Genomic DNA, 9,820 nt, shown 5'->3' with positions numbered 1-9,820 from the left:
GTTCAACAATGACCGTGGCGACCGTAAGCCCTTCGGTGACCGGCCCGAGCGTGGACCGCGGAACTTTGATGGCCCCCGCCGCGACAACGATGACCGTCGCTCATTCGGTGGCGACCGCAAGCCCTTCGGCGATCGCGGCGATCGTCCGGCCCGTGATGGTGAGCGTCGTCCGTTCAACAATGACCGTGGCGACCGTAAGCCCTTCGGTGACCGGCCCGAGCGTGGACCGCGGAACTTTGATGGCCCCCGCCGCGACAACGATGACCGCCGCTCATTCGGTGGCGACCGCGACCGCAAGCCTTTCGGCGACAGGCCCGAACGCGGCGGCGAGCGTCGTTCCTTTGGTGGCGACCGCAACGAACGCGGTGGCTCATGGGAAGAGCGTCCTGCACGGGTTCCTAACGCCAAAGACATCCGTAGCGCCAACCGTCCTGACCGTGAGCGTTCCCCCGAAATTGATGAGGACGTCACGGGCAAGGAACTCGACCGCGCTACAGGCCACCAGATCAAGACCCTCGAGGAGCAGAGCGCAGGGTGGGTTGCCAAGCACCTGGTGATGGCTGGGCGTCTGATCGACATTGAGCCCGAACTCGCCTTCCAGCATGCCCTTGCTGCAAGCCGCCGCGGTGGACGCCTCTCGGTAGTACGCGAAGCGGTAGGCCTGACCGCCTACGCCGCCGGCCACTACGGCGAAGCGCTGCGTGAATTCCGTACGTACCGCCGCATCAGTGGGTCCAACGTTCACTTGCCGGTGATGGCCGACTGCGAGCGTGGCCTTGGCCGCGCTGACCGTGCCCTGGACATGGTCCGCTCTCCCGAAGCCCAGGATCTTGACGCTCCGGGCAAGGTTGAGCTCGCCATTGTTGCCTCCGGCGCACGTGCAGACCTCAATCAGCTGGATGCTGCTGTCAGCGAACTCGAGATCCCACAGCTGGACATCAACCGGGCCTTCTCTTACAGCCCGCGCCTCTTCCGCGCATACGCTGAAGCGCTGGCTGCGGTGGGTCGTACTGAGGAAGCCGATAAGTGGGCCCGCCAGGCGCTCGTTGCTGAGAGCGCCTTGGGTGTTGGCGACTTCGCTGAGCCCGAAATTCTTGACCTTGGCTGGGACGAGCAGGAAGAAGCAGCCGCGCGGAAGCCGCGCTTCGAGAAGCCGGCGCGGGACGCCGACGTCGTGAAGCCGGAAACGGAAACGGTCATTGTTGAGGCTGCAGCCGCCGACGTCGAGCACGATGAGGTTGAGCTTGATGATGCGGAATCGGACTATTTTGACTCCGATGACGCAGAATCAGACATCGATTCAGCTGAAGACGAGGTAGAGGCAAAAGACGAAGATACCGAGAACGAGGGTTCCGACTCCCAGCATGGCTGATTCACTGATCTCCTCCTTTGATGCTGTCCTTTCGGACCTGGACGGTGTGGTCTATGCAGGACCACATGCCATCCCCGGTGCCGTGGAGGCGTTGCGGCGTCTCGAAACCGTGGACGTGGGCCTGGGGTATGTGACTAATAACGCTTCCCGCACCCCGGCCCAGGTCGCGGCGCATTTGCGTGAGCTGGGTGCCCCGGCGGAGGACCATCAAGTGGTCAGTTCCTCCCAGGCAGCAGGGGAGCTTTTGGCTTCCATGCTGCCTGCGGGGGCGCATGTGCTCATTACTGGCAGTGCGGCATTGGCCCATGAGATCGAGTTGGTGGGGCTTAAGCCGGTGCACAGCGCCGCAGAATCCCCGGTGGCCGTTGTCCAAGGGTTTAACCCGGAGATCGGTTGGAAGGATCTGGCGGAGGCATCCTATGTTGTGGCTGGGGGAGCCATGTGGTTTGCCACCAACACGGACATGTCCATTCCGCAGGCCCGCGGGATGGCACCGGGGAATGGAACTCTGGTTGCCGCTGTGGCGGCGGCCACGGGTAAGAAGCCCCTGGTGGCCGGCAAGCCCGAAGCGCCTCTCTTCCACGCAGCGGCGAAACGGTTGAACGCCCGCCACCCGCTGGTGGTGGGGGACCGTTTGGACACCGATATTCTGGGTGGCAACCGTGCAGGATTTGCGACGGCGGCCGTCCTCACCGGGGTGGACACCACCCACACCATCCTTGCGGCGCGGACTGACGAACGTCCGGATTTCCTTTTGGCTGACCTGGAGGGTCTTTACGCGCCGTACCCGGAGGTGACCAGCGACGGCGATACGTTCCGTTGCGGTGCGGCTTCAGCAGTTGCCGGAAACGGAACGGTGACCGTCACGGGAGACGAGGACGACCTCGACGCCTGGCGTGCGGCCTGTGGCGCGTGGTGGGCTGCGGTTCCCGACACGGACGTGGCACATGCGCCGCAGCTGGAATGGCGAAATCACTAGACTGGTGCGATGACCGAGCCCCAACATTCCGAGCCCTCACCTCCTGAGGTGGAAGCTGAACGTCCTGCAGTGCAGTGGCCTGAGGTGCCGGTTCCCACGGGAGATCCTCTGGTGGACAGGGCCCTTAGCCTGCTGGATGGCGTCGTCGGATCTCCCGTGCCAGACCACGGGGAGCTGTACACCGGCGTCCATGATGGGCTCTTGGAAGCTTTGGACGCGGAACCCGGACTTCCGGCACCACCTCAAAGCAGCCCGCGCCCGGAAGGCGACAGTTAACGAATGCCAAGACTTGATCAGGAACTCGTCACCCGTGGGCTGGCGAGGTCGCGTACGCATGCCGCCAAACTCATCAGTGATGGCAAGGTCAGCTCGAACGGGCACGTCCTCGTCAAAGCCGCCCACCAGGTGGATGCTGAGACGAGGCTGGATGTCGAGTCCCATCTGGAAGACATTTACGTCAGCCGTGCCGGGCATAAGCTGGCCGGCGCGCTAAAGGCTTTCCCCGCCGTCGTGGTTTCCGGAAAGCGGTGTCTGGACGCAGGCGCCTCCACCGGCGGTTTCACTGATGTCCTGTTGCGACAGGGCGCCGCCCAGGTAGTGGCGGTGGATGTGGGGCATGGCCAACTGGTGGCCCACCTTCGGGATGATCCCAAGGTGGAGGTCCACGAAGGCCTCAACGTCAGGTATATGACTCCGGAGCAGATCGGCGGCCCGGCCACGTTGACGGTGGCTGACTTGTCCTTCATTTCCTTGACGCTGGTCCTGTGGCCGCTCGCGCAGTGCACCGAGCCGGGCGGCGATATGGTCCTCATGGTTAAACCACAATTTGAGGTTGGCAAGGAACGCTTGAGCCGAACCGGTGTGGTGTCCTCGGAGAATGAACGACGCCGGGCGGTGTCCCAGGTGGCCCGGGCGGCAGTGGATGCCGGCCTTGAACTTCAGGACCTGGCAGCCAGCCCGCTTCCGGGCCAGGACGGAAATGTTGAATACTTCCTGTGGATGAAGCGCAGGATGTCCACGGTGTTGCCTAAGATCGAAGAGCGGGACGAGGACGTTGCTGCGTTGATCAAGAAACTCTGGCCGAACCACTAGAAAGCAGATCCGATGAGCAGGCGTGTACTTGTCCTTGCCCACACAGGGCGGGAGGAATCGCTCCGCGCAGCGTGGGATGCATGTACGCAACTGCATGCCTCCGGTCTGGTTCCTGTGCTGCAGAAATCCGAACTCGCGGATATCGAACGTTTTTTCGGTGCCCTTGATACGCCCATCGAGATCCTCAATGATCACGTCAATCTGGAGGACGTGGAGTTGGTGATGGTCCTGGGCGGCGATGGCACCATCCTTCGCGCTGCTGAACTGGTCCGTGAGGTGGACGTCCCCCTGCTGGGTGTCAACCTGGGCCACGTGGGATTCCTTGCGGAAAGTGAACGCGCGGATCTGGCCCAGACAGTGGAATGGATAGCCAGCCGCCAGTACACGGTGGAAGAGCGCATGACCATCGATGTCCAGGTGTGGGTCAAAGGCCAGAAGATTTGGCACACGTGGGCTTTGAACGAGGCTGCCATTGAGAAGGCCAACCGGGAACGCATGTTGGAGGTTGTCACAGAGGTGGATGAGCGTCCGCTGACGTCGTTCGGCTGTGATGGTGTTGTTCTTGCTACGCCCACGGGTTCCACTGCCTACGCTTTCTCCTCGGGAGGTCCCGTGGTGTGGCCCGAGGTTGAAGCTTTGGTCATTGTTCCCATCAGTGCACATGCGCTTTTTGCCAAGCCCTTGGTGGTGTCCCCGCGGTCCAAGCTGGCCGTGGAAATCATGAACCGGACCGACGCTTTGGGGGTCCTCTGGTGCGATGGCCGCCGTTCGGTGGATCTGCCGCCTGGAGCGCGCGTTGAAGTAACGCGGTCTGCCACCCCGGTACGGCTGGCCAGGACGCACAAGACTCCGTTCTCGGCCCGCCTGGTCCGCAAGTTCCAGCTTCCTATCCATGGCTGGCGCGGCCCGGCCCCTCGGAGCGGTGAAGTCCACACCGGTCCCATCCCTGTCATCCGGACCCTGTCACCGGCTCCGTTGCCCAGTCCCCGGGACTCCGATGCGTCCCAGGACTTGGGGTACGGTGAGCCATCAGACCCCACGAATGCGAAGTGAACCATGCTCGAAGAACTCCGAATCCGTGACCTCGGCGTCATCACCGATGCCGCCCTCCCGCTAGGCCCGGGCCTCAGCGTCGTCACCGGCGAAACCGGTGCGGGCAAGACCATGGTGGTGACCGCCGTCGGACTTCTTCTTGGCGCCCGTTCGGACGCCGGTGCCGTTCGTAGCGGAGCCAAATCCGCGTCGGCCGAAGCTGTGTTGAAGCTTGATCCCTCGCACAGTGCTGTTGAACGCGCCAAGGAGGCCGGCGGCGAGGCGGAAGAGTTCGACGGCGTTGCTGAACTCCTGCTGGCCCGGACCGTGGGTGCCGACGGGCGCAGCCGTGCCTACGTTGGCGGGCGCGCGGCACCGGTGGGTGTGTTGGCTGAGTTGGGTGAAAGCCTGGTGGTGGTCCATGGCCAGTCGGACCAGATCCGGCTCAAAAGCGCCACCGCGCAGCGGCACGCCTTGGACAGGTTCGCCGGCACACCTTTGGCCAAGACGCTGGGGGAGTACCAGGAGCTGTTCAACCACTGGAAGGCTATCCAGTCCGAACTTGAGACGCTGCGCCGCGAAGCCCGCGAGCGTTTGCGGGAGGCTGAGTCCTTGGACGTTGCCCTCAAGGAAATTGATGAAGTGGATCCCCAGCCGGGTGAGGACGAGACGCTCAAGGCAGAGGCTGTAAAGCTGGCAAACGTGGAAGAGCTGCGTTTGGCGGCAGCTGCTGCCCACGAGTCGCTCATTGCCGAAGAGTTCGGAGACGCCGGCGATGCCACCACCATGGTGGATGCCGCTAAACGGACGCTGGAGCACGTGGCGGAACATGACGAGGAACTTGGTTCCGCGGCAAAACGGCTGGCCGAGGTGGGCTTCCTCCTCAATGACATCGCCGCCGAGTTGTCCAGCTACCAGGCTGCGCTGGACACGGAAGGCCCTGAGCGGCTCTCCGAAATCGAGGATCGCCGGGCTGCCCTGGCCAAACTGATCCGCAAATACGCGCCGAGTATTGATGAAGTGCTGGAGTGGGCTGCTACGGCGAGGACCCGCTTGGACGAGTTGCAGGACGATTCAAGCCGCATTGAGTCCTTGGACGCCGAGGTGGTTTCCGCGGAGGCGGCCCTGCGCAAGCTGGCTTCGACCATCACCAAGGCCCGCCTCAAAGCTGCCAAGGACTTGTCATCCCGGGTCAGCGCCGAGCTGAAGGCCTTGGCCATGGCTGATGCCACCTTGATCATCGAGGTGGATGGCAGCGGCGCATTGGGCCCTTGGGGCACCGATGAGATCGCTTTCCTCCTCCAGCCCCACTCCGGAGCTCCGGCCAGACCCCTGGGCAAGGGAGCCTCCGGCGGTGAACTGTCCAGGGTCATGCTGGCGATCGAGGTGGTGCTTGCCGCCGTAGATCCTGTCCCGACGTTTGTCTTCGATGAAGTGGACGCCGGCGTGGGTGGGCGCGCCGCCGTGGAAATCGGACGCAGGCTGGCCATGCTTGCCCGGCACGTCCAGGTCCTGGTGGTGACGCACCTGCCACAGGTGGCAGCGTTCGCCGATCAACACATCCGCGTGACCAAAACGTCCGTGCGCGGCGCTGATGGGAAGACCACCACCGGCTTCACTTCCAGCGATGTGCAGTTGCTCAGCGATGATGAGCGCGTCAAGGAGCTTGCCCGCATGCTGGCCGGCCAAGAGGATTCCGAGAGCGCACAGGCGCATGCCCAGGAATTGCTGGATGACGCGAAGCTCTTGCCGCAGCGTGCCTAGCGTTTTGGGCGTAGCGGGCGTAGCGGGCGTTTCGGACGCTGCGGCTGCGAAGTGCGAGCACCATCACATCGGTGCACTTAATCCGCCCGGGTCTTGCCTGGAATGCGGTGGTGAGCAACTATTGACCATTTGGGGAATCCGAACAGACGCTTGGAAGGCGTAATTGATGATAAGCTCGAATTCCGTGGTGCAGCGATCAAATTCCCGTGTAAATTCCCGGTTCCCGGGCTCGTCCAAGACGACCAAACACATCTTCGTCACCGGTGGTGTGGCGTCCTCGCTCGGTAAGGGTCTGACGGCTTCCAGCCTCGGTCACCTGCTGCGGGCACGTGGTTTGTCTGTAACAATGCAGAAGCTCGATCCCTATCTGAACGTGGATCCGGGCACGATGAACCCCTTCCAGCACGGCGAAGTATTCGTGACGGACGACGGCGCCGAAACCGACCTCGACATCGGACACTACGAGCGCTTCCTCGATGAAAACCTTGAAGGTTCGGCCAACGTCACAACAGGCCAGATCTACTCCACCGTTATCGCCAAGGAACGTCGCGGCGAATACCTCGGAGACACCGTGCAGGTCATTCCGCACATCACCGATGAAATCAAGCGCCGCATGCGCCTGCCTGCCGAAGGCAAGAACGCTCCGGACGTCATCATCACCGAAATCGGTGGCACGGTGGGCGACATCGAGTCGCAGCCGTTCCTGGAGTCGGCCCGCCAGGTCCGCCAGGATGTAGGCCGCAACAACGTCTTCTTCCTGCACGTTTCACTGGTCCCGTACATCGGTCCTTCCCAGGAACTGAAGACCAAGCCCACGCAGCACTCCGTGGCAGCCCTTCGCTCCATCGGCATCCAGCCGGAAGCAATCGTGATCCGTTCGGACCGCGAAGTGCCGGACGCCATGCGGGAGAAGATTGGCCGCATGTGCGACGTCGACATCGACGCCGTGGTCAACGCCGCTGACGCCCCCAGCATCTATGACATCCCCAAAACGCTGCACTCCCAGGGCCTGGATTCCTACATCGTCCGCGCACTGGACCTGCCGTTCAAGGACGTGGACTGGAGCAAGTGGGACAAGCTGCTTGAAGCTGTCCACAACCCCAAGCACGAGGTCGAGATCGCCTTGGTGGGTAAGTACATCGACCTCCCGGATGCTTACCTCTCGGTGACTGAGGCACTCCGTGCCGGTGGTTTTGCCAACGAAGCCAAGGTCAAGATCCGCTGGGTCCCCTCGGATGAATGTGAAACCCTCGCCGGTGCCACCAAGTCCCTGGCCGGCGTGGACGCCATTTGCGTACCGGGTGGCTTCGGTATCCGTGGCCTCGAAGGCAAACTTGGTGCTTTGAAGTTCGCCCGCGAATCCAAGCTCCCTGTCCTTGGCCTGTGCCTGGGTCTGCAGTGCATGGTGATCGAGTACGCCCGCAACGTGGTTGGCCTTGAAGGTGCTTCCTCGAGCGAGTTCGAGCCCGATTCCAAGTACCCGGTCATCGCCACCATGGAAGAGCAGCTGGACATTGTGGACGGCAAGGGCGATCTCGGCGGCACCATGCGCCTGGGCCTGTACGAAGCCAAGCTGGACGAGGGCTCGGTCATTGCCGAGACTTACGGCACCACCACGGTCAGCGAACGCCACCGCCACCGTTACGAGGTCAACAACAAGTACCGCGAGCAGATCGCTGCCAAGGGCCTGGTGTTCTCCGGTACCTCTCCCGATGGCAAGCTCGTTGAATACGTGGAGCTTCCCCGCGAAGTCCACCCGTTCTACGTGGCAACGCAGGCGCACCCGGAGCTCAGCTCCCGCCCGACGCGTCCGCACCCGCTGTTCGCAGGCCTGGTCAAGGCTGCCCTGGAGCGTCGCGAAGGCGTTGCCGTGGACACCAAGGCCGATGCCCGCGCGGTAGCTGCCAAGTAAACGCAAGATCTAACGAAGGACGGCGCGATGCCCGGTATTTCTGAAACCCCCCGCACGTCAAGGCAGGTTTCGGACATGCCGAGCCCGCGCCGTCTTTTGTCTACCAACAAGGTTTACGAAGGCCGCATTTGGGACGTCGTCAGCGACTCCTTCCAGCTCAGCGAAGACACTGACACCCTGGTTCGCGACTACATCGACCATCCCGGTGCAGTGGCGGTTCTTCCCATGAACGTGGACGGCGAGATTCTTCTGCTCAAGCAGTACCGTCATCCCGTTGCCATGGATCTCTGGGAGATCCCGGCGGGCCTGTTGGACGTGGAAGGCGAGGACTTCGTAGTGGGGGCTGCGAGGGAACTCGCTGAAGAAGCGGACCTGAATGCCGCCACCTGGAACGTCCTGGCTGACTTCTTCAACTCTCCGGGCTCCTCCAGTGAGGCCATCCGCATCTATTTGGCGCGCGGTCTCAGCGATGTCCCTGAAGCGGACCGCCACACGCGGACTGACGAGGAAGCGGAGATCGAGCTTCACTGGGTACCCCTGGATGATGCCGTGCGGGCAGTACTTGAGGGCCGGCTGCACAATCCCTCGGCTGTGGTGGGCATCCTGGCCGCCGCAGCTGCGAAGGCTGATGGATTCACCAGCCTGCGGCCCGCCAATGCACCCTGGCCGGCCCACCCGAGCCAGCGCTGAGCATGACCGAAGCCGCCACACGCACGGTCAATGGCATTGACCGCGCCATCACCGACTACCTGCAGCATGTTGGTGTGGAACGTGGCTTGGCTGCCAACACGTTGGCCGCGTACCGCCGTGATCTGGCCCGATACTCAAACTTCCTTGCCGCCCAAGGCGTGGAGCACCCCGGCAACATCACCCGCCATCATGTAACGGCCTTTGTGCAGGCGCTGTCCGACGGATCCGACGGCGCAGCAACACTGGGTGTCCGCTCAGCGGCCCGCACGGTGGTTGCCGTCCGCGGTCTGCATAAGTTTTGGGCTCTGGAAGGAACCACGACGGCGGACCCCGCCAGCGATGTCCACCCGCCAATGCCGGGCAAGAGACTGCCCAAAGCCATCAGCGTGGGCGAAGTGACACGCATCCTGGAAGCTGCGGGCTCAGATACCGCCACAGGCCTTCGAGACCGGGCATTGCTGGAGTTCCTCTACTCCACCGGGGCCCGCATCAGTGAGGCCGTTGGTTTGGACGTGGATGATGTGTCCCTCGAGGACACAGGGGGCGATCCCGCCATCGTGAGGCTGTTCGGTAAAGGGTCCAAGGAGCGTTTGGTGCCGCTTGGCTCATACGGAGCCCGCGCCGTCGGGGCCTATGTTGTTCGTGGCAGGCCGCTCCTGGCGTCCAAAGGCAAAGGCACACCGGCATTGTTCCTCAACGCACGGGGCGGCCGTATCAGCCGGCAAAGCGCCTGGACCATCCTCAAGGCTGCGGCAGAGAAAGCCAATATCACCAAGGACGTTTCGCCGCATACGTTACGTCATTCCTTTGCCACCCACCTTTTGGAAGGCGGCGCTGATGTCAGGGTGGTGCAGGAGTTGCTGGGGCACGCGTCCGTGACCACTACCCAGGTTTACACGCTGGTCACCGCTGACACTTTGCGCGAGGTCTACGCCGCAGCGCACCCGAGGGCTCTCGGCTAGATCGCCCGCGCTCAGTT

The 9,820-nt window shown here is 63.0% G+C and carries 9 protein-coding genes; all 9 read left to right on the top strand.

Features of this window, described 5'->3' with window-relative positions; genetic code table 11:
• A partial coding sequence (locus ACIQH5_RS12200) for a hypothetical protein (protein WP_400403511.1) occupies nt 1-1,372 on the top strand: 1,372 nt, incomplete at its 5' end.
• Nucleotides 1,365-2,351, top strand: a complete 987-nt coding sequence (locus tag ACIQH5_RS12195; RefSeq protein WP_400403508.1) for an HAD-IIA family hydrolase — start codon at nt 1,365-1,367, stop codon at nt 2,349-2,351. The genes ACIQH5_RS12200 and ACIQH5_RS12195, both read left to right, overlap by 8 nt.
• A 9-nt stretch (nt 2,352-2,360) precedes the next feature.
• Nucleotides 2,361-2,627, top strand: coding sequence for a hypothetical protein (locus ACIQH5_RS12190; RefSeq protein WP_400403505.1), 267 nt, complete (start codon nt 2,361-2,363; stop codon nt 2,625-2,627).
• A gap of 3 nt (nt 2,628-2,630) precedes the next feature.
• Nucleotides 2,631-3,443, top strand: coding sequence for a TlyA family RNA methyltransferase (locus ACIQH5_RS12185; RefSeq protein ID WP_400403502.1), 813 nt, complete (start codon nt 2,631-2,633; stop codon nt 3,441-3,443).
• Nucleotides 3,444-3,455: 12 nt separating this feature from the next.
• Nucleotides 3,456-4,496, top strand: a complete 1,041-nt coding sequence (locus ACIQH5_RS12180) for an NAD kinase (RefSeq protein ID WP_062067768.1) — start codon at nt 3,456-3,458, stop codon at nt 4,494-4,496.
• Between the two features lie 3 nt (nt 4,497-4,499).
• Nucleotides 4,500-6,239, top strand: a complete 1,740-nt coding sequence (recN, locus tag ACIQH5_RS12175) for a DNA repair protein RecN (protein WP_400403499.1) — start codon at nt 4,500-4,502, stop codon at nt 6,237-6,239.
• Nucleotides 6,240-6,405: 166 nt separating this feature from the next.
• Nucleotides 6,406-8,151: a CTP synthase gene (locus ACIQH5_RS12170; protein ID WP_024820422.1), complete on the top strand. Its 1,746-nt coding sequence runs from the start codon at nt 6,406-6,408 to the stop codon at nt 8,149-8,151.
• Nucleotides 8,152-8,178: 27 nt separating this feature from the next.
• Nucleotides 8,179-8,841 (top strand): NUDIX domain-containing protein, encoded by a 663-nt coding sequence (locus ACIQH5_RS12165; RefSeq protein WP_400403496.1) that lies wholly within the window; start codon nt 8,179-8,181, stop codon nt 8,839-8,841.
• A 2-nt stretch (nt 8,842-8,843) separates the two neighbouring features.
• Nucleotides 8,844-9,803, top strand: coding sequence for a site-specific tyrosine recombinase XerD (gene xerD / locus ACIQH5_RS12160; protein ID WP_400403494.1), 960 nt, complete (start codon nt 8,844-8,846; stop codon nt 9,801-9,803).
• Nucleotides 9,804-9,820: the final 17 nt, after the last annotated feature.

Origin of the sequence: Paenarthrobacter sp. NPDC091711, assembly GCF_044756605.1 — a bacterium.
Classification (GTDB): domain Bacteria; phylum Actinomycetota; class Actinomycetes; order Actinomycetales; family Micrococcaceae; genus Arthrobacter.
This window is presented reverse-complemented; position numbering and strand designations above follow the sequence as displayed.